The sequence below is a fragment of the Rhizobium gallicum bv. gallicum R602sp genome (genome assembly GCF_000816845.1).
Taxonomy (GTDB): domain Bacteria; phylum Pseudomonadota; class Alphaproteobacteria; order Rhizobiales; family Rhizobiaceae; genus Rhizobium; species Rhizobium gallicum.
In genome coordinates, this window is record NZ_CP006880.1 from 579,913 (window position 1) to 606,192 (window position 26,280).

26 protein-coding genes and 1 pseudogene are annotated in these 26,280 nt (G+C 58.3%); 18 read left to right on the forward strand and 9 right to left on the reverse strand.

From position 1 onward, the window contains the following. Positions 1-12 precede the first annotated feature (12 nt). Positions 13-687, reverse strand: coding sequence for a L,D-transpeptidase (locus RGR602_RS26010; RefSeq protein ID WP_040114914.1), 675 nt, complete (start codon positions 685-687; stop codon positions 13-15). Positions 688-1,080: 393 nt separating this feature from the next. On the opposite strand from RGR602_RS26010, the gene RGR602_RS26015 reads away from it, so the two are divergent. The 6 genes from RGR602_RS26015 (at position 1,081) to RGR602_RS26045 (ending at position 7,598) form a co-directional block, all read left to right on the forward strand. Further along, positions 1,081-2,064 carry a TerC family protein gene (locus RGR602_RS26015; RefSeq protein WP_040114915.1) on the forward strand — a complete coding sequence of 328 codons (984 nt, stop codon included), beginning with the start codon at positions 1,081-1,083 and terminating at the stop codon, positions 2,062-2,064. A 53-nt stretch (positions 2,065-2,117) separates the two neighbouring features. Then, on the forward strand, positions 2,118-2,420 hold the full coding sequence (locus RGR602_RS26020; protein ID WP_040114916.1) for a hypothetical protein: 303 nt from the start codon (positions 2,118-2,120) through the stop codon (positions 2,418-2,420). Positions 2,421-2,453: 33 nt separating this feature from the next. Beyond that, the gene (locus RGR602_RS26025) at positions 2,454-3,074 is read left to right on the forward strand and encodes an exopolysaccharide biosynthesis protein (RefSeq protein ID WP_040114917.1); all 621 of its coding nucleotides are present in this window, start codon (positions 2,454-2,456) and stop codon (positions 3,072-3,074) included. A 393-nt stretch (positions 3,075-3,467) separates the two neighbouring features. Continuing rightward, on the forward strand, positions 3,468-4,124 hold the full coding sequence (locus RGR602_RS26035) for an ABC transporter ATP-binding protein (RefSeq protein ID WP_040114919.1): 657 nt from the start codon (positions 3,468-3,470) through the stop codon (positions 4,122-4,124). Next, positions 4,124-6,535, forward strand: a complete 2,412-nt coding sequence (locus RGR602_RS26040) for an ABC transporter permease (protein ID WP_040114920.1) — start codon at positions 4,124-4,126, stop codon at positions 6,533-6,535. The genes RGR602_RS26035 and RGR602_RS26040 overlap by 1 nt, the downstream gene beginning before the upstream one ends. Continuing rightward, a complete protein-coding gene (locus RGR602_RS26045; protein WP_040114921.1) occupies positions 6,525-7,598 on the forward strand; it encodes a lipocalin-like domain-containing protein in 1,074 nt (357 codons plus the stop codon). The genes RGR602_RS26040 and RGR602_RS26045 overlap by 11 nt, the downstream gene beginning before the upstream one ends. Before the next feature lie 189 nt (positions 7,599-7,787). Here the strand turns inward: RGR602_RS26045 and RGR602_RS26050 are convergent, their stop codons facing one another. Both RGR602_RS26050 and RGR602_RS26055 read right to left on the reverse strand, forming a co-directional pair. Further along, on the reverse strand, positions 7,788-8,417 hold the full coding sequence (locus RGR602_RS26050; protein WP_040114922.1) for a LysE family translocator: 630 nt from the start codon (positions 8,415-8,417) through the stop codon (positions 7,788-7,790). Positions 8,418-8,424: 7 nt separating this feature from the next. Beyond that, entirely contained in the window at positions 8,425-9,354 is a 930-nt protein-coding gene (locus RGR602_RS26055) for an NAD-dependent epimerase/dehydratase family protein (protein ID WP_040114923.1), read from the reverse strand. 110 nt (positions 9,355-9,464) lie between these two features. Between RGR602_RS26055 and RGR602_RS26060 the strand changes: the two genes are divergently transcribed. Further along, positions 9,465-10,343, forward strand: coding sequence for a LysR substrate-binding domain-containing protein (locus RGR602_RS26060; protein ID WP_040114924.1), 879 nt, complete (start codon positions 9,465-9,467; stop codon positions 10,341-10,343). Between the two features lie 600 nt (positions 10,344-10,943). On the opposite strand, the gene RGR602_RS26065 is transcribed toward RGR602_RS26060, so the two are convergent. Beyond that, the gene (locus tag RGR602_RS26065; protein WP_203226234.1) at positions 10,944-11,228 is read right to left on the reverse strand and encodes a hypothetical protein; all 285 of its coding nucleotides are present in this window, start codon (positions 11,226-11,228) and stop codon (positions 10,944-10,946) included. 345 nt (positions 11,229-11,573) lie between these two features. Here RGR602_RS26065 and RGR602_RS26070 point away from each other — a divergent pair, with 345 nt between their 5' ends. The 4 genes from RGR602_RS26070 (at position 11,574) to RGR602_RS37675 (ending at position 14,988) form a co-directional block, all read left to right on the forward strand. Further along, the gene (locus RGR602_RS26070; RefSeq protein ID WP_040116485.1) at positions 11,574-12,977 is read left to right on the forward strand and encodes an aminotransferase-like domain-containing protein; all 1,404 of its coding nucleotides are present in this window, start codon (positions 11,574-11,576) and stop codon (positions 12,975-12,977) included. A gap of 149 nt (positions 12,978-13,126) precedes the next feature. After that, a complete protein-coding gene (locus RGR602_RS26075; RefSeq protein WP_040114926.1) occupies positions 13,127-13,522 on the forward strand; it encodes a DUF983 domain-containing protein in 396 nt (131 codons plus the stop codon). 300 nt (positions 13,523-13,822) lie between these two features. Continuing rightward, entirely contained in the window at positions 13,823-14,263 is a 441-nt protein-coding gene (locus RGR602_RS26080; protein ID WP_040114927.1) for a SyrB-like regulator, read from the forward strand. Positions 14,264-14,382: 119 nt separating this feature from the next. Further along, positions 14,383-14,988, forward strand: a complete 606-nt coding sequence (locus RGR602_RS37675; protein ID WP_040114928.1) for a hypothetical protein — start codon at positions 14,383-14,385, stop codon at positions 14,986-14,988. Positions 14,989-15,185: 197 nt separating this feature from the next. Here RGR602_RS37675 and RGR602_RS26090 read toward each other — a convergent pair whose 3' ends face one another. Both RGR602_RS26090 and RGR602_RS26095 read right to left on the reverse strand, forming a co-directional pair. Then, positions 15,186-15,866 (reverse strand): DUF6064 family protein, encoded by a 681-nt coding sequence (locus RGR602_RS26090; protein ID WP_040114929.1) that lies wholly within the window; start codon positions 15,864-15,866, stop codon positions 15,186-15,188. Then, positions 15,866-16,786 carry an aldo/keto reductase gene (locus tag RGR602_RS26095; protein ID WP_203226235.1) on the reverse strand — a complete coding sequence of 307 codons (921 nt, stop codon included), beginning with the start codon at positions 16,784-16,786 and terminating at the stop codon, positions 15,866-15,868. Before RGR602_RS26095 ends, RGR602_RS26090 begins: the two co-directional genes overlap by 1 nt. 393 nt (positions 16,787-17,179) lie before the next feature. On the opposite strand from RGR602_RS26095, the pseudogene RGR602_RS38840 reads away from it, so the two are divergent. Together RGR602_RS38840 and RGR602_RS38845 are read left to right on the forward strand one after the other, a co-directional pair. Beyond that, a pseudogene (locus RGR602_RS38840) lies at positions 17,180-17,257 on the forward strand (LysR substrate-binding domain-containing protein); the annotation flags it as partial. A 116-nt stretch (positions 17,258-17,373) separates the two neighbouring features. Beyond that, entirely contained in the window at positions 17,374-17,592 is a 219-nt protein-coding gene (locus tag RGR602_RS38845) for a hypothetical protein (RefSeq protein WP_082046763.1), read from the forward strand. Positions 17,593-17,750: 158 nt separating this feature from the next. Here the strand turns inward: RGR602_RS38845 and RGR602_RS39920 are convergent, their stop codons facing one another. Then, on the reverse strand, positions 17,751-18,173 hold the full coding sequence (locus tag RGR602_RS39920; protein WP_203226236.1) for a transposase: 423 nt from the start codon (positions 18,171-18,173) through the stop codon (positions 17,751-17,753). 625 nt (positions 18,174-18,798) lie between these two features. On the opposite strand from RGR602_RS39920, the gene RGR602_RS26105 reads away from it, so the two are divergent. Next, complete coding sequence (locus RGR602_RS26105; RefSeq protein WP_040114932.1) at positions 18,799-20,580, forward strand: methyl-accepting chemotaxis protein; 1,782 nt, start codon at positions 18,799-18,801, stop codon at positions 20,578-20,580. Continuing rightward, a complete protein-coding gene (locus tag RGR602_RS26110; protein ID WP_052451764.1) occupies positions 20,580-21,059 on the forward strand; it encodes a chemotaxis protein CheW in 480 nt (159 codons plus the stop codon). Before RGR602_RS26105 ends, RGR602_RS26110 begins: the two co-directional genes overlap by 1 nt. Positions 21,060-21,393: 334 nt before the next feature. Here the strand turns inward: RGR602_RS26110 and RGR602_RS26115 are convergent, their stop codons facing one another. Both RGR602_RS26115 and RGR602_RS26120 read right to left on the reverse strand, forming a co-directional pair. Further along, positions 21,394-22,860 (reverse strand): MDR family MFS transporter, encoded by a 1,467-nt coding sequence (locus RGR602_RS26115; protein WP_040114933.1) that lies wholly within the window; start codon positions 22,858-22,860, stop codon positions 21,394-21,396. Between the two features lie 358 nt (positions 22,861-23,218). Further along, positions 23,219-23,716 (reverse strand): cupin domain-containing protein, encoded by a 498-nt coding sequence (locus RGR602_RS26120; RefSeq protein WP_040114934.1) that lies wholly within the window; start codon positions 23,714-23,716, stop codon positions 23,219-23,221. A gap of 1,191 nt (positions 23,717-24,907) precedes the next feature. Between RGR602_RS26120 and RGR602_RS26125 the strand changes: the two genes are divergently transcribed. The 3 genes from RGR602_RS26125 to RGR602_RS26135 all read left to right on the forward strand — a co-directional run bounded on the left by RGR602_RS26125 (position 24,908) and on the right by RGR602_RS26135 (position 26,230). Then, positions 24,908-25,117 carry a cold-shock protein gene (locus RGR602_RS26125; RefSeq protein ID WP_003588915.1) on the forward strand — a complete coding sequence of 70 codons (210 nt, stop codon included), beginning with the start codon at positions 24,908-24,910 and terminating at the stop codon, positions 25,115-25,117. A 128-nt stretch (positions 25,118-25,245) separates the two neighbouring features. Further along, complete coding sequence (locus RGR602_RS26130) at positions 25,246-25,470, forward strand: hypothetical protein (protein WP_040114935.1); 225 nt, start codon at positions 25,246-25,248, stop codon at positions 25,468-25,470. Between the two features lie 484 nt (positions 25,471-25,954). Further along, positions 25,955-26,230 (forward strand): hypothetical protein, encoded by a 276-nt coding sequence (locus tag RGR602_RS26135; RefSeq protein WP_040114936.1) that lies wholly within the window; start codon positions 25,955-25,957, stop codon positions 26,228-26,230. Positions 26,231-26,280: the final 50 nt, after the last annotated feature.

Below are 26,280 nucleotides of genomic sequence, written 5' to 3' on the forward strand. Positions count from 1 at the left end.
GGATGATATTCCTTATTGGACCGGGGCTGTTTCGCCAACCTGAGCGGCATTTTCAGCCTGATCGGCAATATGCGGCAGTACCTGCACAGCGGTGCCGATCGGGCAACGCTGGTAAAGATCGATGGCGTCTTCGTTGAACATGCGGATACAGCCGCTGGAGGCGTCCTTGCCTATGCTCCCGGGCTCCAGCGTGCCGTGAAAGCGATAACCGGTGTCGACGCCGTCGCGAAGCAGGTACATGGCGCGGGGGCCGAGTGGATTTTTCGGTGAGCCTCCCGCCACAAATTCGGGCAGTTCGGGATGGCGCTTGCGCATCTCCGGCGGCGGCGTCCAGCGCGGCCAAAGCGATTTACGATCAATCGTGGCCCGGCCAAACCATTTGAAGCCCTCGCGGCCGACGCCGACGCCGTAGCGGATGGCTGTCTTGTTCTCCATGATCACGTAGAGAAAATGGTGCCTTGTATCGACAACAACGGTGCCGATCGGCTCGCTGCTGAAATATTTGACAACCTGGCGGTGCCACCGCTTATCGATCTTGGCGAAGTTGGTCTTTCGGAACGTCACGCCATTGTCAACGGCGGTTCCGGCAAAATAGGAAGACGCCTGGGCGAGTGCCGGTTCTTGCACCGCGCCGGTGCCAAGTAAAGCCAAACCACCAAGTAACACATCCCTGCGGGTCCACACCATCGGCAATATCCCCCTCAAAGCCAAACAGCGAAGTGTCAGTAAATCAGATTTTGAATTGGCCACAACAGAAAACTGCGTTCCTGTTAAATGACCGTGATCGAGTTGTGGCTGTTCTGCATCGGTTTCGTTCTGATCGTTACTTAGGAGGTCGCAACCAACAAACGCAAGGATCACTTGTGCGGGAAGACGAAGTTGTCAGCGGTCGCGACGTTGCGTCAAAAATATCTGGCATGTTTGCCGATGGACGAGGCGAGTTCAGGCTGCCCTTGACGACCGAAAAGTGAATCCCCATCTGCGGGCTAACCCGTTGGTCCGGGCCCCTCTGGCGAGTGCCTCGGCACTCTTGCGATGTCGGACCGTTTTCCGACAACCAGTGCCGATAGGGGATTATCTTTGGATCTCTCGTTTTTGCTTGTCGAGTGGCTGGGAACGCCGCTCTGGATGTGGTCGAGCTTTTTCGCCCTTGTCATCGCCGTTTTGTCGTTCGACCTCGGTCTTCTCCATAAGCAGAACAAGGAGATCGGCGTCCGTGAAAGCGTAAAGCTTTCCGCTCTCTATATCGCACTGGGCGTTGCGTTCGGCGGCTTGGTGTGGTGGTATCTCGGCTCTGACGCTGGCCTTGCCTACATGACGGGCTTTGTCGTAGAAAAGACGCTTGCGCTTGACAACGTCTTCGTCATCGCTCTGATCTTCTCCTTCTTTGCCGTGCCGCGCATCTACCAGCACCGTGTGCTTTTCTGGGGCATTCTTGGTGTCATCGTGTTGCGTGCCATCATGATCGGCGTTGGCGCGACGCTTGTCGCCGAATTTGCCTGGATTCTATACATCTTCGCCGCGTTCCTCATCGTGACTGGCATCAAAATGCTCGTCATCGAGGTTGCTGAGCCTGACGTCTCGAAGAATGTGCTCGTGCGCTTCATGCGCAACCGCTTCAACGTCACCGACGAACATCACGGCGAGCGCTTTTTCGTCAAAAAGGCAAATGCCAAGACGGGTAAGATGACCTGGTTCATCACACCGCTCTTCATGGCGCTCGTGATGGTCGAGGTGGCGGACGTCATCTTCGCAGTGGATTCGGTCCCTGCGATTTTCGCAATCACAACGGATCCGTTCATCGTCTACACCTCGAACATATTCGCGATCTTCGGTCTTAGAGCCCTCTATTTCGCCCTCGCGGCGATGATCCATCGCTTCCGTTATCTGAAGCCTGCGCTTGCCGTCGTCCTGATCTTCATCGGCTCGAAGGTCTTCGTCGCCGATCTTCTCGGTCTTGAAAAGTTCCCGGCCGCGCTGTCGCTCGGCATCACCTTCGCCATCATCGCCGCCGGGGTGGTCTGGAGCCTCCTCAAGACGCGGGATCAGCAGCAGCTTGCATGATCGGCGCTGCTCATAGGAACACCGTTAGCTACCGAACAGGAAAGGAAATAGATATGTTCTCGGATTTCATCGGCTGGATTTTTGCCGTTCTCGTCGTCGATCCGCTACAGGCTCAGATAGTGGAACAAGCCGAGCGCGCGAAGCTTCCCGTGGAGATCGTTCGCCAGTCCCAGGCCTGCCTCACGTCTCAAGGCCCGCAGCTGATCGAACGCGCCGCCGGCGACTACGGCTGGGCGGCGGCTACTGTCGTCAACCTTGCGATCGGTCGTACATCGCCGGCGGAGCTTCTCGATAACCAAGACCCGCAATGCGCAGCTTTCCTTCGCGTTCTAGGCGATGCCGGCGAGAATGCGTAATGGGCGGTTCCGGTTTGAAATGGCTTGAGTAAGATGTTCGAACAAGACGGGCACAAACAGTCGCGCGGAGTGGCCTCCGCGCAACTGAGGAAGATGCTGGAATTCGCCAGGGCGAAAGGCGGCCTCTCCATCGGCGAGGCTTTGGAATCCATGGGGCCGGCCGGCATCGCTTTCACGGTCCTGTTTCTGGCAATCCCGGCCCTGACGCCGATACCTGGCCCGTTCGGCATGGTGTTCGGCACGACGCTTGCACTGGTTTCGCTCCAGATCAGCGCGGGCCGTCGAACTGTGTGGTTGCCTGCCATCGTCAGAAACCGTCATGTTTCGTTCGCGACGCTTGATCTTATCGTCCGTCACTCGGTGCCGATGATCGCAAGGGTTGAGAAGGTTGTGCGCGCCGATCGGATAGAGGTCCTCACCGGTCCGACAGCGCAGGCCTTGCTCGGCCTCCCCATCTTCCTGCTCGCCGTGGTGATTGCCCTGCCGATCCCCTTTGGCAACGTGCTGCCGGTGTTGTCGCTGGTGATCCTGGCGGTTGCCATGATGGAGGGCGACGGCCTCGTCACTCTGATTGGGTTGCTGCTCGCATCGGCGACGATCGTCACAACCGCGGTTCTGCTCAGCTTCATGGCATCAATGGTCTTTGCGGCGTAAAGGTGCCCACCTGGCGTGTGTCGACGTTAACGTCCTCAAGAGCCGTGGCGCCTGCAGACAGCCCGTTCATATCTACTCCACCGGCGGCGACGCCCGAAGCATGGCGCCGAAGGGATGCAGGTTTACGAAAGCAACTGGCTTGCCCTGATCTTGCCGGCGGCCATCATGGCGGCGCAGCGGAACTCATCGGGCCGATTCGCGATGATCAGATCCAACAAGCTTGCGCAGGCCCTTGGGCGTCCCGGCGGGATCAAACACGCACAGCTGCTTCGAGGGCAGATCGCGCCGGCGCCGAGTATTGCTGCTGCCTGCCCAAAATTGCCATGCAAGAACGGTTACAAAGCCGACGGTTATGCCTAAATACTCTGACATCTTTATCGATCCCGAACCCAGATGCTGCTCTCACTCCGCAATGTCAGAAAATCCTATTTGACCGCAGAAGGACCTCTTGAGATCCTGAAAGGCATCGATTTCGATCTCAATGCTGGCGAAAGCGTCGCGTTGACCGGGGAGTCGGGAAGCGGGAAAAGCACCCTGCTTCACCTTGTCGGCGGGCTTGACTATCCCGATGTCGGGCAGATCCTCTCAGCGGGCCGAGATATTGCCGCTCTGGATGATCGGGAAAGGGCCCGGTATCGACGTTCGGCGGTCGGCTTGGTGTTTCAGCAGTTCAACCTGATTCCGTCGCTCGACGTCGCGGCCAACATTTCCTTTCATGCAAAGCTTGCTGGCCGACATAATCCTACCTGGGAGCGGCAGCTCGTGGAAAATCTTGGCATCGAGGCACTTCTCGCCCGATACCCCGAGCAGCTTTCCGGCGGCCAGCAGCAGAGGGTGGCGATCGGCAGAACGCTTGCCGCGCGGCCGCCCCTGGTTCTCGCCGACGAACCGACCGGCAATCTCGACGAAGCGACCGGGGACGCGGTGATCGGCATCATGCTGTCGCTGACGAAGAGTGCAGGTGCTGCGCTGTTGATGGTGACGCATTCTTCGAGGCTGGCACAGATGCTCGACCGCAGCGTTCATCTCAGCGGCGGAAGGATCGCCTGATGCTCTGGACCGCCGCAAGCGCTCTCGTTTCGCATTGGCGGCGTCGGCCTCTTCAGCTTGTTACGCTTATACTTGGTCTTTCGTTAGCAACTGCGCTGTGGTCGGGTGTCCAGGCGATCAACGCAGAGGCACGGGCGAGTTATGCGCGGGCAGCCTCCGTGCTCGACCAGAACGAACTGGCGCAACTCGTACCGAGCAACGGCCATTCCGTTCCCCTAAGCACGTATTCCAAATTGAGAAGGGCAGGCTGGAATGTCTCGCCCATTATCGAAGGCGACCATCGCTTCGGAAATGTCCGTGTGCGGCTTATCGGCGGTGATCCGTTGACGATGCCAGCGCAAGCGCAGGGCTTTAAGCCCGGAGAAAGGGATGGCCTGGCTGGCTTCATGGTGGATCCGGGTACCCTCGTGGTTTCCAAGGCGACCGCCTTGAGGCTTGAGGGGCAGACGCAGATGCAGGTCGAGGTGTCGCCGGACCTGCCGGACGGAGCCGCGCTCACCGATATCGCCGTCGCCGAGCAGGTTCTTGAAAAACACGGTGAGTTGAGCCGTCTCGTCGTTGCGCCGGAACAGCGGCCGAATCTGCCTTCGCTTGACACTCTCGCACCCGAGGTCGCATTAAAGCCACCCGGCGACCGGCCGGATGTCGCCCAGCTCACCGACAGCTTCCACCTCAACCTCACGGCATTCGGTTTCCTCGCGTTTGCCGTCGGTCTGTTCATCGTCTATGCGACGATCGGCCTGGCGTTCGAGCAGCGCAGAGCGACCTTTCGGACCTTGCGCTCTCTCGGGCTTTCCATGTCGTCCCTGAACCTCCTGCTGATGACCGAGCTTCTGGCGCTGGCCTTCCTTTCGGGGCTTATCGGCGTCGTGATCGGGTATTTCGTGGCCTCCCTGTTGCTCCCCGGTGTGGCGGTAACGCTTCAGGGGCTGTATGGAGCGAGCGTCCCGGGTACACTGACCATCCGGCCGGAATGGTGGGCAACCGGGCTGGGAATAGCGATCGGCGGAACGATCGTGTCGTCGGCACAAAGCCTTTGGCGGGTCGGGCGCATGCCGTTGCTGGCTGCAGCGCAACCTCGTGCCTGGGCCCGTGCGACGGCAATCGGTATCCGACTGCAGCTTTTGAGCGGGTTGGCTCTGCTGATCACATCGGCCACTTTGGCGAGTGTCGGACACGGGCTGATCGCAGGCTTTGCGGTCCTGGCGTGCCTCTTGCTCGGAGCGGCCCTGATGCTGCCGGGCATGCTGTCGGCGTTTCTTGCCATCATGCAGAGAAACTCGTCACGCGTGCTCGTCACGTGGTTCTGGGCCGATACGCGGCAACAGCTGCCCGGGCTTAGCCTGGCCCTGATGGCACTGCTGCTGGCGCTCGCCGCCAATGTCGGTGTCGGCACGATGGTCTCCAGCTTCCGCCTGACTTTCATCGGCTGGCTCGACCAACGGCTGGCGGCGGAGCTTTACGTCACCGCGCGAGAAGAGAACGAAGCTATGCGCCTGCGGACATGGCTGCTGGACCAGTCGATGTCGGTTCTTCCCATCTGGAGCGTCGAAGGTGAGGTGCTCGGAGAGAGGCTGCAGATCTTCGGCGCGGCAGCCGGCGATCCGACCTATCGCAACAACTGGCCGCTCCTGTCGGGCACGATCAATGTCTGGGACGAGGTCGCCGCAGGGCAAGGGGCGCTCATCAACGAGCAGCTCTGGCGTCGCAAGGGGCTCGCAATTGGCGATAGCCTGGTCTTGCCCGGCGAATGGAAACTCCCGGTCGTTGGGGTCTATTCCGACTATGGCAATCCAAAAGGCCAGGTCATCGTCGGTGTCGAAGCCCTGACGGCACATTACACTGACGTTCCAAAGCTGAGGTATGGCGTGCGTGTTCCGCCTGCCGACGCCCCGGTGCTGAAGGAACGCTTGACGACCGAATTCGGTCTGCCTTCCGAAAACATCATCGACCAGGCCTCCCTGAAACGGCAATCTCAGGCGGTCTTCGACCAGACGTTTGCCGTGACCGGAATGCTCAATCTCTTCACCCTCGGCGTTGCAGGTTTTGCGATGTTCTCCAGCCTGCTGACCTTGTCGGGCATTCGGCTGCCGCAGCTCGCACCTGTCTGGGCGATGGGAATCAGGCGGCGCGATCTTGCCTTGCTCGAAGTGCTGCGGACTCTGGCGTTGTGGCTTGCGACTTTCGTTGCCGCGGTCCCTGTCGGCCTTGCGCTTGCCTGGGTGCTGCTGTCGATTGTCAATGTCGAGGCGTTCGGCTGGCGGCTGCCGTTGCGGATGTTTCCGATGGACTGGCTCGTCCTGGGGCTGGTGGCGCTGGCTGCGGCGATCCTGTCTGTCTTTATTCCACTCCGACGGCTGGCGACGGTCGCGCCATCGGATTTGCTGAGGGTGTTTGCCAATGAACGCTAGAGGTCTTCTGGTCGTCCTTGTTTCCGTAGCCACGGCAATCTCCGTTCCTGCCGCCGCTATTTCGCAAGGGTTTGCCGGACTGGGCTCGACCGCCGAGGGCTTCGCTGTTCCACGCCCCGGCATACAACTCCGCTTTCCGGCAGATCACGGCCCCCATCCTGAATTCCGCATCGAATGGTGGTACATCACTGCAAACCTTGAGAGTGAGGAGGGGACGCAGTACGGCGTACAATGGACGCTGTTCCGCGCCGCCCTGGCGCCGAAGACCGAGGGCGGCTGGTCCGATCCTCAAGTCTGGATGGGCCATGCCGCGATCACCGCGAAAGATCGGCATCTCTTGGCTGAAAAACTCGCTCGCGGAGGGGTCGGCCAAGCAGGTGTCGTGGCCGTACCCTTTTCTGCCTGGATCGATGATTGGGAAATGAAAGGCCTGCCCAAACCGGGCGCCGACCAGCTAGACAAGGTTAGCCTGCACGCGACCGGAAAAGGTTTCGCCTACACGCTCGAACTCTCGGCCAGCGGTCCTCTCGTACTGCAGGGAGACCAAGGTTATTCGGTGAAGTCGGCCGAAAGACAGGCGAGCTACTATTATTCGCAGCCGTTCTATAAGGTGTCGGGTTCTCTCGACATTGACGGCAAGACCGTTCGGGTCAGCGGCAAGGCATGGCTTGATCGGGAATGGTCTTCGCAGCCCCTCGCTAAGGATCAGACTGGATGGGAGTGGTTTTCGCTCCACCTGGATTCCGGCGAAAAGGTCATGGCGTTTCGGCTCCGCGACGGTCGCGGCGGCTACATGTCGGCGAACTGGATTTCGTCGGATGGCAAGCCTACCCCTCTGCCGCCTGGATCGCTGCAGATAACCCCTTTGCGAACAGCACGCGTCGGCGACCGGAATGTCCCGGTTGCATGGCGCGTCCGGATTCCCGAGCGCGGCTTCGACGTCACGACTAGTCCTTTGAACGACCATGCATGGATGGCGACTACCACGCCCTATTGGGAAGGTCCAATTTCATTCAACGGAAGTGCTGGGGGGCATGGCTATTTGGAAATGACGGGATACTAACGATGATCGGCCGCGATGTGCGCGGCCGAACTTTAGGTCGAAGAGCCCCATCCTCCCAGCCGACGGGTTCGAAGCGTTCATCTGCACATACAGCGTCGCTGAGATGCAATTATGCAAGTCTTGCGTATTCCACCAGGCTGTGAGTGCATTCGCGCATCGGATCTCTCACTTCGTCCAACGTGCTTCAGCTCACAGAAGGGTAGCGAGGAGGATGCCACTGCAAACGAGCAAGGCGATGCCGCTCAGCAGATTGAGGGGCGATCCCTGGAAAACGGCCCTTGAGAGGCTCCGGCTGAAGAGCCGGACCAAGAGCGTCAATGCAGCAAAGTAGCATAGGTTAACTATCTGAAAAATCGCGCCCAACGCATAGAATCCGAATAAGGTTGGCTGCTGGCCGAGCGGTAAAAATGCGGGAAAGAAGCCTGCGAAAAATATGATCGGTTTGGGATTGGAAAGCGTCAGCGCAATTCCCTTGGCAAATTGGTGCCGAGGCGGAAGAACTTGACCGCTTTTGTCCATGCTGCCCTGGGAACTCAACGACTGCCTGATCAGCCCTATTCCGATATAGGCTACATAAGCTGATCCAAGGACCTTGATTGCATCAATTAGAAAGGGCCATTGGGCGACGAGGGCCGCAAAACCTAGGCCAGCACATGTAATAAGGACTATGTCACCAACGACAATTCCCGCAATGCCTCCGGCGGCGGCGCCCATGCCCCGTCCGGCCTGTCCCATGACAAAGAAGGTTGCTGGGCCTGGCACGAGGATTACGAGGCTAGAGGCAAGCACGAACGAAGCGATCGTTTCCATTGCGAACATGCTGGGCCTACCGTCCGCGCTCGAGGTGTGCGGCAATTACACCGGGCAACCACTGGGAAACATCTGGCGCTTCGTAGCCGAGAGAAATAGCCCTCGCGCTCGACATCGCGTAATCGGCCGGGAAGTCATATGGACTGAGTACTGCGGCGCGGCTAATCCCGGTCATGGCCTCCGCTTTTGCCTCTCTTCCCATGACTGATGCGACGGCTTGATGTATCTCCAGAGCCGTCAACGTGCCGTTCGCGCATGCATTGATCGCACCAGTAAAGGTATGCTGCCCAGCCCAGTAAAGAAAGTCGGCAATTCCGGCGGGATTGAAAAACGAACTCTTGCCGTTGTTGATCGAATAAAAGAGCGGTCGGCCGCTGGCTACACGATCAACATAGCTTCGAAGCCGGCCGGTGAAATCGTCCGGCCCAGACAGAATATGCCCGATCCGAACGCTGACCACCGGCAGTATGCCAGACTGATGAAACCAAACCTCAGCAGCGCGTTTGGCTTGCCCGTAGAGGCTTTCGGAGTATGTCTCGTCGCGCCAGGGAAAATCGGGATTTGCGCGCTCGTTGCCTAGATCGATGAGATTTTCGTCGAACGGAGCTTTTTTGGCCCAAAGCAATTGCGCGTAGACCTCGATGGTCGACGCCATGATGTAACGGCCCACTCTCCCGGCGAAGACAGATTCCGATATCCGAGCGTCGAGCGGACTGTAGCACATCTGGTCGAAGATGACGTCATAGTCTCCTCTTCCAGCGAAGGCACGGTCCATGGCATCTTCGTCGCGCCGATCCACCGTGACGCGGCTAACGGTGGTCCCGAAGTCGTCCGAGGTGATTCCTCGGGTCGCCACGGTTACGTTGAGGCCAGCTTCGAGAAGCCGCCTTACCAACAGCCGGCCGAAAAAACGGGTTCCGCCAATGACTAAGGCATTTTTTTGCATGGTGGTTCCTAGCTCCTGAATTAATCCTTGATTCCCATGCATCCATTGACTGCGCAACCGACAAATACTAAGCCAGTGAATAAGAATTTCTATGTCTTATGGACTGACAAATGCGCAGCCTGGCGGGACTTATTGATTTCGAATGCGCCGCGCGCTGGCAGAGCTTCAAGCTTGCCTCGCTTGAGCTTCATAAGACACCGGCTGCCGTGAGCCAGCAGATCAAGACTCTTGAACAAACGCTGGGCTTTTCCCTGTTCGAGCGTCACCCGCGCGGCGTGACGATTACCGATAAGGGTAAAGAACTTGCCGAGACCATTGCCAAGGCACTTCTGCTACTCGACCAGAAAATAAACGACCTTGCTGATGGCGCCGGCGACCGGGTGCTACGGGTTTCGACGACTCATTCATTCGCAATGAAATGGCTCATCCCAAGAATTCCGCGCTTCAACCTCGCCTATCCAGAGGTCGACTTTAGGCTGGAGGCGACAGATGAACCGGTACCGTTGAAGTCGGGCAAATGCGACGTCGTGGTACGACATGCCAGGTATGAACCGCATGTGGCAGACGACTTGACGTTCCCGGATCGCTTGGTGATGGTCGCGAGCCCAAGCCTTCTTGAAAGGTCGGGGCGCCCGGACCTCTTGATCGATGACATAGATGGCCTTCCGATAATCTATGAAGGTTCAACGCACCCTTGGATGCTATTGCTGGAAGCGCGGGGCATGCTTGGGAAGACGTTGTCTTTCACCCGAGCCTTTAGCCATGCTGGATTGCTCGTCCAGGCGGCGGTTTCCGGTGACGGGGTGGCACTGGTATCTGCAGCGATCGCGTCTGACGACATTTTGGCGGGCAGACTTGTTATGGCTGCCGATCTGTTCGTTCCATCGTCCTACTGCTACACGGTGCTGACGGCCTCCTCTAGTGCCACTAAGATCCAGGTGAAGCATTTCCGATCATGGATCGGCGAGGAAATGAGGCGATGTACTTAACCATAGTCCGGGCCTCCAGCCGCTCGGCATGTCAGCGGTCGGCACCAGGTTCAGGCATGGCCGGCCTACCGAAGAACCTAAACACTTTGTGCTATCGGCTTTGCGAACTCGCGCTGTGAAGCCGTTGCGACACCATAGTCGGCATGAGTCCAGATCTGATGGACATCGAAATGCTGGAGCGAGTGCCGGTTGAGATCGGGCACCATCTCGCGACGAGTCCGCGTCAGGAGGGCACTTTTGGTCATGTCTCCACGGCGTGCAGAGCTATCGCCACTCTCCGCCACGCTCCCGCCGCCATGACGCAAAGATAGGCTGGATTGCGGAACGTCCAGAAGCGGCAAAAATTATCTTTTGTTAATTACAGGTCTCACCGACGGGGATCTATCCTGTCTCGCTGCAGGTCGAGAACCGCCGGCGATGAGTGACCACCGCGACACGACGGAACTGGACGACACTGCACACGGGAGGATGAAAAGACAATCGTCCTCCAAATTCGGGAGATGCAAAATGCGCTCTTTGATCGTTAAGACGGCGCTCACCGCCATCCTTATATCTGTCCCACTAGCAACCGCCTTCGCTGCGTCCCATGCTTCCCGCAATTCACACGGTGTGCGCGCCGGCGAGCATGATCGTCGCGATCATTGGGCTCGGACCGAGCCCGGCGACGATGACCCGCTCGTGGATCCAATGCCGATGTTCATCCCCGACAGCCGATTGGACGCCATACTTTCTGAGATCCGTGCCGCCGATGGCCGTATCGCGGCTGACAGAAGCCGAAGGCTGCTCAGCGCCGCTGAAGTTCGTGATCTCCGTTCGCAAGAAGCCGCGATCCACGGACAAGCCATCCAGATGGCTCTGAGCGACGGCATGATATCTACGTTTCATTATCACGTGATAGAGCATCAGATCGCCAATCTCGATGGAGCGATTTCACGCGGGGCCCGCCACGCCTGATCGCAATCATCGCGCACCTGAAAGCCGCTCCGCTGGGCGGCTTTCATATAAGTGTTCTGGCAAGATCAGATGTCGCCGACGCCGATCGTGGCCGCGCTCAGCAAAGGCCATTTTTGTAAGCCGTGGCGGCCGGATGGCTCTGCGCTCGCACGCCAATCGCTTGAGTGGGTAAACTGGTCGACACTCGCATCGGAGCTTGAGACATTCTTCGTGACAGAAGGTGGTTGCAACAATATACAGTCAATGTCGATGAAAGAAGGACATGGCGATATTCCGATGAAAGACTGGCTACCCGACCTCAGCCGCAGCAACAGCCCACGCTACATGGCCATCGCCGACCTTATCGAGATGGATTTGCGCAGCGGTCATCTGGCCATCGGTGATCGTCTGCCGCCGCAGCGCGAGTTGGCGAAACATCTGGATATCGATTTCACGACCGTCGCGCGTGGTTATGCCGAGGCGCAGAAGCGCGGACTGGTGGATTCGCACGTTGGCCGCGGCACGTTCGTCACCGGCGGGGCCGACAAGGAGCGCCGGAGCTTTGGGTCCGACGCCGTTCTCGATCCGCGCCGTACGTCTGCGATCGACCTTTCGATGAATATGCCGCCGGAGCCAACCGATCCGGAATTGATCACGCGGATGCGCGAGGGAATCTCGGCGGTGGCTTCCAACCTTATCCCGCTTTTGCGCTATCAGGGATTTGGCGGTTCTAGCATGGACAAGGAGGCTGCCGCCGCCTGGCTCAGCCGTCGAGGCCTTGTCCCTTCGCAGGAGCGTATTTTTGTGACGCCCGGCGCTCACCCGGCGCTGCTGGCGATTTGCGGCCTGCTGGCAAAGCCCTCTGAAACCATCCTATCGGAACGCATCACCTATCCCGGCATCCGCTCGATTGCGGCGCAGCTGCGTCTCAATCTATCGGGCTTGCCGATGGACGCTGACGGCATTTTGCCCGACGCCTTTGCCGAAGCCTGCGAGAGAGTGAAACCCAAGGGAATTTATCTCAACCCAACCCTGCAGAACCCGCTTACCTTGACGATCCCAGAGCGGCGGCGCGAAGAGATTTGCGCGGTGGCGCGCAAATATCACGTCCCGATCATCGAGGATGACGCCTATGGCTTCATTCCGCTGCATGCGCCGCCGCCGTTGGCGGCGATGGCCCCGGACCTCACCTGGCACATCGGCGGCTTGGCCAAATGTATCGGCGCCGGGCTCCGGCTGGCCTATGTCGTTGCACCTGATACCAAGGCGATCTGGCCCTTCGTCAGTGCCATGCGTACCAACAATGTCATGGCGTCGCCACTCAATATGGCGCTTGCCACGCGGTGGATCGAGGATGGCACCGCCGATGCCATCCTTCGATTCATCCGCCAGGAGGCAGCGGCACGCCAGGAACTGGTTGCAGCCATCCTTCAGCCAGGTAGCTATTGTGGCGATCCCATCAGCTTCAACATCTGGCTGCCGCTGACGAACGGCTGGACGCGCTCGACCTTCGGCAGCCACATGCGCGCCGCGGGCATTGGCGTCGTTGCCAGCGATGCATTTACGGTCGAAGGTCAGGCGCTGGAAGCGGTGCGCGTCTGCCTTGGAGGTCCTGTCGATCGCGAAAAACTGCGGGTTAGTCTTGAATTCATGGGACACGCCCTTGAAAGCTCGCCTGAACTCGCGGCGTCGTTCTTCTAGTTTGGTCCGCCTCTCAATTGATCCGAAGTTGGAGCTCCGCGGCAATATGCCATATCGTACCAATTCGACAAATGTACTTATATTGAATGCAGTCAATAAATTCATTCAATGCATGCATAGACGCATGCGCACTGTAAGGATCGTTCGTCATGCAAACGGAGTGGCCACCAATTCCGCCGACGACAACCGGGCTCAAAGGACGATGCCCGCGCTGCGGCCAGGGGCACATTTTCAACGGCTTTCTGAAAATAAGGCCCGAATGCGAAGTCTGCGGCCTCGACTACGGTTTCGCCGATCCGGCGGACGGTCCAGCATTTTTCGTCATCTGCTTCGCTTGCGTGCCGAGTGTCCTGCTCGGCGTGTGGCTCGAGGTCCAGTACAGCGCGCCCTTGTGGGTCCATCTGCTGGTCACCGGTCCTTTTATGCTGGCTACCTGTATCCCGCCCTTGCGGCCTCTCAAGGGATGGCTGATTGCCAGCCAATATTTCTACAAGGCCGAAGAGGGCAAGCTCGACCGCACCTCTCCTGCGTCGAAAGAGGTCTAAGCCCCGTTCCCGCCGCATACGCAATACCGGCTCAAGCTATTGGCAGCCGGGTACACCGAATTCGAAACCTCGATCAAACTATTTGAGGGCAACGCTGCAGGCGGCGTTACTCAGCTCAATTCAGATCGCCGTCCGTGATTCGAATACGCCAAGGCGAGCGCGGGAGCGTCATCTGCTTCGCCAATCTGCTTATACGAGCGTTGGCGCCGCGTCTCAGCGTGAGCTATCCATGGCGCGCTCATGTTGACTCCGTCTTTCACTCAGCCCAAAAGAACTCTTGGCTACAGAGGGAGATAACTGATGGCTGACGAGAACAATACGGGCTCCATTACCGAAGTCGCAGAGACGGACCCAACGGCAAAAGTGCCGGCGCCTAAAAAGCCGCGCGCACTACGGGGCCAGAAGGCATCCGCCGGAGCAACGGTAGCTGCATCACTTGGGAAGACTGCGCAGCTGCCGAGTGATCGCAAGAAGCGTGGTCCAGGAGCCGGGCAGGCAAAGCTGACGCCCCAAGAAACGCAAGTCACTGGCAAGAGCACGAGCAAGGACGCCATCAAGAACACCAGTAGAAAGCGGACAACAAAGCAAATTGCGCAATCAGCCAAGGCGCCGCTGCCAGCTCTCGATGAGATGGCAGATCTTGCTCGGCTTGAAGAAGAGAACAAAAGACTTCGCAAAACCCTGGCAGATAAGCTTCGCGCGGAAAATACCGATCTGCGCAAGCGGCTCGGGCTCGTCTGATCGACCAGGGTAGGAGCGATTGGGGGATCGACGGCGGAGAAACTCGCCGGCCTCAGTCGCGAGCCCGAATCTAAAGCTGCGGCAACGCCCTGCTGCGGATTGCTCGAGGTTGAAGCACTATGAAAACACCATGGAAATTCCTTGCTCAGTTAGCGTCGCGAAGACGGCCGACAGAAACACGAGAGAGTTCGGTTGGGAATGATACCGAGGCGAGCGAAAGCGGCGTACGACACGCGTCGGCGCTTTCGTCAGACTCAACGGAAGTATCCGGTCGTCCTGGCCACAATGAGAATCCTGCTGTTGATCTAGTGGCAACGACGACTTCAGATGAACCCGACAGCGATCTAGATGTTCCCCAGGCAATCTCACCGCCAAACGATGTTGAAGAGGTCCAGAGGCCCGCTCGTCATGAGATTAGCCGACCCGGTAGCGATGCGCATGCGCTGGTGCCGGAAAGCAAGCCAAGTAAAAAATCTCCACGAACACAGCGGACAAAGCGGCCAGAACGCCGCCCGAAGAGAACCCGCGCCGACATGGTTTCGGGGAGCATTGCCACTGCAAATAGCGATCAAAGCGCGCAATCCTCGCCCCCTCGAGAAGGTTTCTTCGATGAGGTGGCACGCCTGGACGAGGAGATCAGGCAATTGAGAAGCCAATTGGCGCAAAAGCTGCATTTGCAGAATGTCCAGCTTGCAAGGATGCTTGAGCGATTCGACGGTTCGTGAGCCTACATATCTCCTGGCGGTTGCCCGGACAAACCGGCTGGCCTAAATGGCAGAGATATCACCATCGACGATCCGCCCACCGAGAGGATCGCGCCAACATCTCCGCATAGCTTTTGCGGCAAAGGCTTGCAGAAGGCGCTCTCTGCTGGCGGGCGGTGCCGGCGAGCGCCTTCCTTCACGCGGCGGCATCAAAATAATCACGCGGCCGGTTGTCGCTGGTCGATGATCGCTCCCATGCAGGCTGCAAGCGTGAGCGCTACGGCCGCAAAAGATGCCCATGCCTCCGGCGCTCCCATGCTCCAGAGGGTTAGGCCGCTCGAGAAACACCAGAGGAGGGGGATCGGAAGGAGCAGAGGTAAGAACTTGCTGCGGGCAAGAAGCAGGAAGCCCAACGTGCCGATCGCTGTCGGATCGGGCGCGACGCCAAAGATCTCGGACGAGCTCCAGACCCGTCCCTGCAGCGGCGCAAGCAGCGGCTGCCCGGCGAGCGCGAAGGCGAGAAGCGCATATCCCGTCCAGGCGGCGGGTCCGCGCCGGCAAAAGACAAGACCGTTAAGCAGCGTGCCGACGACGAAGAGCAGCAGGGCCTCAACGGCAAATGCGGGTGCGACGTAGGCGGCGGTCCAGTTAATGGTCGCGTAACGGTTCCATAGGAAAGACCATCCAACGAGGGCCCAAAGGATCGCGAGAACGAGCGCGACGAAGCGCCCGGCGCCAGAAGACTGTCGCACGATAAGGACAACCATGGCAAAGCCGAAAGCCAGTGTGAGCGCCTGTAGCGGCCACAGGATCGCATTGTGCAACTCGAACATCCGCCAGTAGACGCGTGGCGAAAAGAGCAGAAAATCCTCAAGGCTGTAGGTCCACCATTCCGACATCAAAGATCCTGCACGTGGGCTGCAATGCGCTCGCGAGTGGCGGCGTCTGGCAAGGGGCCTGTCGCCGCCGCGACGTTCTCACGCACGTGGTCGACACGGGTTGTTGCTGGGATCGCGACGGTAACGGCCGGGTGCGAGAGAATGAACTTCAGGAGTAACTGGGCCCAACTCGATGCACCCAGTTCGGCCGCCCATTCGGGCATAGGTTCGCCGTCGAGCCGGCTAGTCAGCGCGCCTTGCCGGAAGGGCCGGTTGATGATCACGGCAATTCCACGTTCCGCCGCCAGCGGCAGGATCCGCTCTTCCGCCTCACGATCGACGATATTATAGGAGAGTTGCACAAAATCGATGGCTTCGTGCCGCATGATCTGTTCAAGAAGATCATGACGGCGCCCTTCGGAGGTCGTAATCCCGACATAGCGCACGGAGCCGGCCGCCTTCATTGCGAACAGGGTTTGCAGATGCGCCTCCCAGGCAAGGAGGTTATGGACCTGAATGAGGTCGAAGCGCGGCACATCCCAGAGACGGCGGGATTGCTCAATCTGGCTTGGACCGTCAGCGCCCGAGGACGTCCAGACCTTCTCCGCCGAAAAAAGCGCCGCCGGCTGCCCGAGCTTTTGCAGGCCATGGCCGACGACTGGCTGCGATGATCCGTACATGGGCGAAGAGTCGATCACGCGTCCGCCAGCCTCGAAGAAAGCTGCCATGACGTCTGCGCATTCGTCCCTAAGCGTCGGATCCTCGCCGACATTGAAGGTGATCCAAGTCCCAAGTCCGACGGAGGGAACCGTCTCCCCCGTCGAAGGGACGCGGCGCGCGACAGGCCGCTGATCCTGGGAATGTGCCAAGAGCGGCGGGTAATTTATTGCGGCCATCACAGCTAGGGAGGCCTGCACCAGCATTCGACGTGTCGTCAGCATCCGGTCTCCGTGATATCGGCGGCAATTGGCGAACCCTATGAGGCGATGGCCGATCTCGATCGTCTCGAGCTTTTACCGGGATTTTAGAACGTTGCCTGGGGTCTGCAAAGCGTGGACCGCCGATAATATAGTGATACCCGCCGGCCGTCGTTGTGGACTTGGCCGAGCAACGGCTTTCAGCGACCCTATGGCGGGGGTGCACGTCGTATCATCTCGGACGCGGACGCATGCGCACTTCGCGAGGACGCGAAGCCGACCCCGCAGCAAACGAGCCGCCGGACACGTTGCCACAATCTCGCCTATGCACATCGCCCGGGAGCTTGTCTTCAGAACGTACCGTCTCGAGAGTGGCCAAGGCTGGCAGCCGAGTTCCCGTTTCGCGGCGCCGAATGAACCGAGGGCCTGCTGAACCGGGCCTTTGAGCTGAAGCCGGTGAGGGGCATTGATTTCCGATTTGGACGAGGGGTTGCCTCGAAACAAGGCAATCTGCGTCGCGTGAGGTAACTTAAATGATGCGCGATTGACTCCGACGACCTTTGTGCGACTGTGCGCAAACCGGAATCACTTGCCAGAAAATGCCTGCAACCATGACACCCGAACGCTTTTCCGAGTGCCTCCTGCACATCCGTTGGACGCCAATCAACATTGCGTCCGCGCTTCAATGCGAGTTGTCATGGATCGAGGCGCTTGAGGCGGGAAACGAGGAAATTCCAGAGGGCCTGGCAGCTTGGTTGGAGACGCTGGCGCAAGCACACGAAGCTCTGCCGCCACCAACGACATATCGCGGCAAGAGGTCTCAGTTATAAGCTGGGCGGCCGGAAAGGAACGGTTCGCGCTCGGTCAACTTTCACGTGCTCCCGCCAATGAGGTGTTGGCAGAGCAGCTCGCAGGACTCAAGCGATGCGGCTGGGTTCGGGCGTACGGGTGAAGTTCCCGCAAAAGCGAGGCCGGGACCTCTACGTCTTCAGCGGTTCCGTGTGGTCGTCGATACGCAGACTTTTGCCAGTGGAAAGCAGGGGCTTCCTTCATCGTGAACCTCGAGGGCCCCGGCGTTCAGGCCGGGGAGGAACGCGAGAGCGGCCTTTTGCCACTTCCCGCTGGGATTTGACTTAAACGTCCTTGCGGTAGTGCCCCGGTGATTTTCCCGGCGGCTGTCGCGCAGAAGTCGGCTGGTTACGCCTTGGCGGCTGTTGACCAACTTCGACAGGCGATCGTCGCAGGGAATGCACCAGAGGTGAAGATGATCGTCTTCGCCGTCGCATGCGATCAATTCGGCCTCGACGTCGCGACACAGCTTGGCGAAGATGCGCCGCAGGTCGCCGATTGCCGGTTCTGACAGAACGTCACGGCGGTATTTCGTGACAAAGAACAAATGATCATGGAGCATGGAGACGACATGCCTGCCGGAGCGATCCGCGGTTGCGCTGCTTGGAGCAGCGCCGCCGCTGCTCTCGTTAAAGCGACGATAGCCTTGATCTCGACGTCATTGCAAACATCGACGGTCCTGACGCATTGGTCTGCTTCGCCGTGAAACCCATCGCGACGGCTGTATCCCAAGAGGCGGTAGAGGTGACCTTGCAATCGGAGAACCTTCTTTTCGCAGTCCAAAAGTACGAAATCGTAGTGCGCGAGATAGTGGCAACTGCCACGCCACGTGAACTGATACTCGGCAGGCACGGGTATTGAACAAACACGCCACGCTAATTTTTGGCCACGTGAATCTCAAGCGGTGGAGCCGGCTCCCTGAAATTGAGCTGGAGTTCGGTTTGCCTGCCCACATGCATCAGATGTGCCCTACAGATTGCATGAAGCTTGCATACCCATCTCTGGATGAATACTGCAAACTGGCATTTCGCAAGAAGAACAAAATGCGCACTATTTTTGCAGTTCCATCAGTATCTTCACAAATCGTAAATTACTTCACCCGAGAATTAGCACTGTCAACAGTAATGGTTACTCGAAGCTTGCCGGATGGTCCCCTGCTACGAGTTCAAGTTTCTTGGGGGAATGAAATGCTAGGATTTGGCGGCGCTGACGCGAAGGCCGTACTGGAAGCTATGAACAAGTCTCAGGCGATCATCGAGTTCAAGCTCGATGGAACGATCATTACCGCCAACGAGAACTTCTGCCGCGCGCTCGGCTATCAGCTATCCGAGATTGTCGGGAAGCATCACCGGATCTTCGTCGATCCTGCCGAAGTAGGCAGTACCGACTATAAGGAATTCTGGGCAAAGCTGGCGCGGGGCGAGTTTGATCGCCGCCAGTACAAGCGCATCGGCAAAGGCGGAAAGGAGGTCTGGATCGAAGCCTCCTACAATCCGGTGTACAGTGGCGGAAAACCTTACAAGGTCGTGAAATTCGCGACGGATATTACCGAGCAGAAGCTCAAGGCGGCCGAGGACTCCGGGAAGCTTGATGCAATTTCCAGGGCGCAAGCGGTTATCGAGTTCACGCCGAAGGGTGACATTCTGACGGCAAATGAGAATTTCCTGAAGACGCTCGGTTATCAGTTGTCCGAAGTGCAAGGTAAACACCATTCGATGTTCTGCGAGCCGAGCTATACGAACAGCGAGGATTATCGTCGGTTCTGGACAAAGCTGGCCGGAGGAGAATTCGTTTCAGACGAATTCATGCGCATCGGCAAGGGCGGCAAGCGGGCTTATATTCAGGCATCCTACAATCCAATATTCGACATGAACGGCAAAGTATTCAAGGTGGTGAAGTTCGCCACCGACGTGACCGAGCGCGTGAACAACGTCGAGCAACTCGCAAACGCACTGCGGGCTATGTCTGCGGGTGACTTGACCCAGGAGATCCGCTCCCCATTTCTGCCGGCCCTGGAAAAATTGCGGGGTGACTTCAACGAGACTTCTTCAAAGCTCCGTGCGACGCTTCAAACGATCTCGCAGAATGCCGGTGCGATCGCCGCGGCATCCCAGCAGATCCAGTCGGCATCGAACGACCTGTCGAAGCGGACGGAACAGCAGGCTGCATCGGTCGAGGAGACGGCCGCCGCCTTGGAAGAGATCACCACCACAGTCGCCGATTCCAGCCATCGAGCTCAGGAAGCTGGAAATCTAGTTCGCCGGACCAAAGAGCACGCTGAGAACTCCGGCAAGGTTGTGGGTCGGGCCGTAGACGCCATGGGCCAGATCGAGAAATCTGCCGGTGAGATTGCCAATATCATCGGCGTGATCGATGAGATCGCATTCCAGACCAACCTGTTGGCGCTTAACGCGGGTGTCGAAGCCGCCCGGGCGGGTGAGGCAGGCAAGGGCTTTGCAGTCGTCGCTCAGGAGGTTCGGGAGCTTGCGCAGCGCTCGGCTAAGGCCGCGAAGGAAATCAAGGAACTGATCAATACATCGAACGAGCACGTGAAGAGCGGCGTTACGCTGGTCGGCAATACAGGTAGAGCCCTGCAGGAGATTGTCAGCCAGGTCGTTCAGGTAGACGGCAATGTCGGCGCCATCGTTGAAGCCTCCAAAGAACAGGCGACAGGCCTGAAGGAAATCAACACTGCGGTCAATACGATGGATCAGGGTACGCAGCAGAATGCGGCCATGGTTGAGGAGACGACAGCGGCCGCGCATAGTCTGGCGCGTGAGGCTGAGCAACTGTTCGAGCTGCTAGGGCAGTTCAATATCGGAATCAGTTCGACAGGACATCGCGTGGCTCCCGCTAACCAGACGTCCCGACCTGCGGCGTCTCCGGCTCGCGAGCTCGCAGCGAAGGTTGCGTACGCCTTCAATGGCAACGCGGCACTAAAGAGCGGCGATAGCTGGAAAGAATTCTGATGTCGCAATCAGAGCCTTTGATCGGTCTCGATCACGATCAGATTGAAATCATCGCCTTTCGTCTGCAAGGTCAGGAGTTCTGCGTCAAGACAAAAACCATCCGCGAGATTCGCGGATGGTTACCCTCCACGCCCGTCCCGCAGTCACCACGTGAAATGCTAGGTGTTATGAACTTGCGTGGAGTTGTCATCCCCATCATCGATCTCGCCAGCAAACTCGGTATGACATCCATCGTCCCCAGCGAGCGTAGCGCAATTGTCGTCGCGGAAATCCACACCATAGTCGTCGGCCTGCTGGTGGATCAAGTCTCCGATATTCTGACTGTCAAGGGCAGCCAAATTCAGCAAATCCCGGAAGTGGCAACCTCTTTTGATCGCAGCTTTTCGGATGGCATCATCACCCATGACAACGGACTGATCTGCTTTTTGAACCTCTCCCGGATGTTCCAGGCCGACGGTGCAGCGTCATATGCGGCCTAGCAATTTCGCAGGAGTAGAATGGGAAAGATTTTGCAGCTTCGATCACAGAACCGGCCGACGGCCTCATATACTTCAACTCGCTGAGAGGGGAGAAAGGGCTTTGCCCTCTCCCCGACAAGCAGAAAACCGTCCTTCCCCAGGCCTGCAGCACCGGTCGGAATCGCCCTGCTCTGTTCGGCCGGCCTACGGGTAGCCGATCCCCTTCGGTTATCAGCTTGTCAATCGTCATTCGGATGTTCCTGCGATGGCGGAACTTCGCCACAGGTGGCGTCTTTTCGGATCGTGTTCAACTTCGTCATTGCGGACCAGAGGGGCACGACCGCAGATCGCTGCCTCAGGTCTCTTGCTGCATTTCCCGACGTTCCGAGGGTCGCGGAACAAAAAAGCAGGCTGGAACGATTAATACGGCAGTCATCAGCATGACCAAGAAGGTAGAATGTAGTGCATGCTGAAGGACGAGCCGGAGCTCTTCTGCACTAGCGACGACGGCACCGGTGCCATTCAAGAGCGCCCGCAATTGCTCCGGCGTTATCGCCTGGCCGCTGGCGGTGTGCGCCAGGCCATATGTGAGTACTGCACCGAGCACGGCTGCGCCGAGCGTGCTACCGAGATTGCGCGAGAAGACGTTCGAGGCGGTAGCACTGCCGCGTTCAGACCAGTTCACGCTTTCCTGAGTGAGGATCAAGGCACAGATGTTGAGCAATCCCATGCCGAAACCCATCACCAATGAACCGGCCCCAGCCAGGACAGCCGAACTCGAGGGCGTCAGCAGAACCAGCAGGCACGTGCCCGCCGGAATGCAGACGCTGCCGGCGATCATGATGGGTCGCAAACCGAAGCGGGCAAACTGGCGGGATGCGATCGTTGCACCGCAGGGCCAACCCAGCAGCAACATGGTCAATGCGAAACCTGCCACGAGAGGCGAGCGGTTGAGAACCGTCTGCACGTACATCGGAAGGAAGGTCGTCAGACCCATGATCGACATACTTGCGAAAAAGACCGCCAGATTTGCGAACGCTATCGGCCGTTTCAACCACAGGTCCGGAGCGACCATGGGCGCTTCGGCACGACGCTCCTGCCAGATGAAAGCGGCCAGAGTGACGATAAAGACAACGAGGGCAGCGATGGCTTGGCCGGAAACGGAACTTTCCATTTCTGTCAAAGCAATCATCAGTGAGGAAATCGATATGGCGAAAAGTGCGGCGCCGAGCACATCGATAGAGACCATTCGGCTCCGCTTTTCCTCGTGCAAAAACAGTATGAACCCCAATGCGGCGAGAAGTCCGACCGGCACGTTGATCCAGAATACCCAGGCCCAAGGGAGATTGTGAATGATCAGGCTGCCGAGGAGCGGGCCGACGACGGCCGACAGCGCCCACACGCTTGCGAGGTAACCTTGGACCTTGCCGCGCTGGTTTCCGGGAAAAAGATCGGCAACTACCGTCATGGCGACGGGCTGAATCGATCCTGCACCGATACCCTGCAGCAACCGAAAAGCAATCATCGACGGCATCGACCACGCGAAGCCGGCAAGCACGGATGCGAACAGGAACAATCCGATACCCAGGAGGATCATCGGTTTGCGGCCATAAATATCCGCGAGCTTGCCGAATACAACGGTGGTCGCCGTCTGCGTCAGCAGGAATGACGAGAAAACCCAGGAATAGAGGTTGATCTGCCCCAACTGGGCGGCGATTTGCGGCATCGCCGTCGAAACGATCGTTGCTTCGATGGCAATCATCGCCATGCTTGCCATGATCGCGACCACAACGAGCCCGCGATGGGAAGTTTTTTCAGACATAGATGGCTCTTCAGAAAAGGGGCCGTGAGGGGCTTGGCAGCGATGGCGGGCTATTGCATGAGGACCTAACTACTCCTCAGGTCCCTTGCGTCAAGCAACGATTTGAGCGCTACCCGGCTGCGCAGCAATATCTATTCTTGCCGATCATCGCCTCCTGTTCGCACGCAAACGGAGACGTGTTGGATTTCAGTTGCGATGAACCATTGAGTTGCTGACCAAAATGAGGTGCGAAAGCACCATAGATCGCAAGTGAATCGCCGCTTTCGACTGACAGACTGACGTCAGCTTGGAGATGCGTTTTAAGCGCGCGGATGACCGAACGAAGCCAAACGCCTCGACATTACGCGTCACCGATCAATCACGCGCGGTGGATTGGATCAATCCAGCGGACCTCTTCCGGCTTTTCGACCGGTTCGATATCAAGGTTGACGACCACTGGTTCCTGGCCCGAGCGGACGAGGACGCATTCCAGGGTCTCGTCCCGACTGGCGTTGATTTCTTGATGGGGAACGAATGGCGGTACGTAGATGAAATCGCCAGGACCAGCTTCGGCCGTATACTGAAGCTCCTCTCCCCACCTCATCCGGGCTTTGCCCTTGACCACGTAGATGATGCTTTCGAGATCGCCGTGATGGTGAGCGCCGGTCTTGGCATTGGCATGGATCGTCACAGTGCCGGCCCAGATCTTCTCCGCCCCGGCGCGCGCCTTGCTGACGGCGGTGGCGCGGTTCATGCCAGGTGTCTGCGCCGTATTCGGATCGAGCGAATTGCCGGGAATGACCTTAACACCATTCTCGCGCCAGTGGTCTTGCGCATGTTGGCGCTGGTTGTCGTCGTGATTGTGGTCGTGAGTCACTCTATTCTCGATTCTCGTCTGTTTTGGGATCTGGTTTGCTCAGGTCAGGCGGCCGCCCGTAGGTTGAGTTTGCGAACAGCGTCGATGACATCGGCAGGCTCGATGCGGACCAGCCAGTGGGCTCTTTCATCTGATCGATAACCATGGTCGCCTGCATTGGCAGTTCCCAGTGCCGGTACACCGTTCACCTCGCCGATCGGAGAACCACTGGCGATCGAAGACCGCTTCTCTGGTTCGTCGAGAGTGTAGAGGATACCGAAGCGGTGACCAAGCCTATTGTCCGTATCGCTGGCGTTTGGAAATCGAACTTGTGGCGGTCGTCAATTTCGATCCGCCTTAATCAGTGCGAATGGTTCGACGGTATCGCCGGCCTTGACGAGACCGTCGCGGCTGCTCGTGTCCAGTTTATCGGGCACCATCTGGTGCGTCGGCAGCTCACGTCTTACCGAAATCGAGCCGTCGCGGCACTATGGCAGCCGCTTCGTGATCGCCCGCCGGATCACGCTCGGGGAATCGATGCCGCCGCTCTCCTCCAGACGGATCGCGGATCGACAGCACCATCGTCTGCGCCGGCCTCGATCCCGGCATCACCCGCCGGCACATGACCTGACCGCGAGACTAGCAGAAACCACGCCGGCCGGCATGCGCCCGTGCTGCTCCATTTGGTGCTTGCAGGATCGGACTGCCGTTCCTATCTCAATTGCGGGAGCGTAAGAGGAGTGAAAAAATGGCCCCGTCATCAGTTGAACCTTCCTGTTACGAAATCGAGATATTGCCGCCGCAACGACGCGGGCGGTCGCAGAGTTCCTTTATCTGTCTATGTTGCCAGCGCAGCCGCCGAAGCCAGCTTATGGACCCGGACGGCTGCGGAATCTGCGACGATTGCCTGCGCCCTGGCCTGCTTCCTGAACTCCCTTCTGCAGTTCGCAGCACGATGTTCTGCGAGACGGTCGCCCTATCACGTGCAAGGGTGGAGAGAACAACTAAAAGATGACGGGTACCTCAACGGCAAACTAATAGTTGACGATGCGGCTCAGGTCAGTTATATGACTGATTGTCGAATTTTGCTTGCTAGCTTGGTTATCGCGCGATTGGCACCGCGGCCTGAACGAACTTCCTTTCAAAAATCGCTATCCCATCCGCGTCGCTTTGGCGCTGCGGTTCTTCAATATTGCTATGAAAGGGTTCATCATGACCACTGGCACAGTTAAATGGTTCAATTCCACCAAGGGCTTCGGCTTCATTCAGCCGGACAATGGCGGCGCTGATGCCTTCGTTCACATCTCTGCCGTCGAGCGTGCCGGAATGCGCGAACTCGTCGAGGGCCAGAAGATTGGTTTCGATCTCGAGCGCGACAACAAGTCGGGCAAGATGTCGGCCTGCAATCTTCAGAACGCTTAAATCGATATCTGCTTTCCTTTGACCACGGATGTACTGGCACTGCCGGAAGCAGGTTATCAATTCGGGGCCAGGCGATTTGCCTGGCCTTTTTGCTTCGCTCGCACGTCGAGCCTGCCCTTGGAGCCACAATGACAGAGACCTACAGCAAATCTCGCCAACAGGCGGAGATTGCCTTCGATAATATCCAGACGCAGTTCTTCGCAAAGAACAAGGCGGTCGAAGAGCTCGACTCCGTTGCCAAGTCCCGGGAGGCGAAGACCTTAAGGCTTCGTGAGGCGCGCCTTGCAAGGGAACTCGATGACCGCGTGTTGGCGACCTCCGCCCTACTTGCAAAACGCGCCAAGGCCAGATGACCGCTATCACACCCCCATTTGGCTTATGTTTGGAAGAACGCCAGAAATAACGAGTTTTCAGACCGGCGCGCTCCGAAGCTGCGAGGGCCAAGTCAGCTCAGCTTAACGCATATCGTGTCGCAAAGACTGTGGCCGGGCCAGTCGGGTGGCAAGGCAAACCAAGCGCACGATTGCTGCGGCAGGGGGTGCCCGACGCCTCCAGCGCACGCGACTGAAGCTCAATGAGCGGAGTTCGATGGAAGCAGCTGGCTGCTGCGCTAGCCGAAAATCATACCCGGGAGAGCCGAAAAGGCTCATATCGCACGGGTTATTGAAGATGAGGGCCCCGAAAGGCCAAACGCGATCGTCGGTATGCCAGCCAAGGCAAAACAACGTCCTGTCCTGAACGTGAAGCACCCTTGAGATGCACTTGTGCGGTTGAAGGGGCACCAACTGCATTGGCCAGAGGCATGCTGACAGTTCACTCACACCAAAGGAAGCTTCAATGGCACAGGACACGAATGAACTTCAGTCGATCAATACGGCCTGGCAGATCGCTATCCAGGAAATTCTGCGGATGGTTATCAGAGACATGTATCACGGTGGCGGCGAGGCTTCATTCAAGACGCATATCAAGCGTATCGAAGAGGCAGCCGTGGACAGCATTTACACGGACCTGAGGCTGCGGGGGACAGATGAATGGACCGAAGTCCTGGTCAAGGAAAGGGCGAGTAATTTCGTTACGACCCTGTTGACCTCGTTTACATATGATCGGGCATGAGAATAACTGCTGGCATCACCAGCCAGCTCTGCCGTAAGCAGTCGGGGAGC